The organism is Staphylococcus pasteuri (assembly GCF_030547725.1).
GTDB classification, from domain to species: Bacteria; Bacillota; Bacilli; order Staphylococcales; family Staphylococcaceae; genus Staphylococcus; species Staphylococcus pasteuri.
Genome location: NZ_JAUOQO010000244.1, coordinates 1 through 285, shown reverse-complemented (window position 1 = coordinate 285; position 285 = coordinate 1). Strand labels below are relative to the sequence as shown.

Genomic DNA, 285 nt, shown 5'->3' with positions numbered 1-285 from the left:
ACTCTGACCAAACTTTGTGGTGTCTACACCGTTTTCAATGAGTACTAACTTCTCTTTTGGGACTATTTTACTAAAGACATTAAAATCGTTATTACTGCACGCTAGCACCAGATCCACACGCTTTAGGGTAAAGCGTGTCACTGTATTGAAAAAAATTGTTTTAAGCTTTGAGGCATACTGGGTATGAAAGAAACCGCCATGAGTAGATAAGATTAATTTTTGTTTTTTTGACGTTCGTATAAACGATAAAAAATCGATAAAAAAATCTACGGCATGGACATGCAC

The 285-nt window shown here is 35.8% G+C and carries 1 protein-coding gene; it reads right to left on the bottom strand.

The features are described from left to right. On the bottom strand, positions 1–285 hold a 285-nt coding region (locus Q4528_RS13540; protein ID WP_303522051.1), incomplete at both ends, for a glycosyltransferase family 4 protein.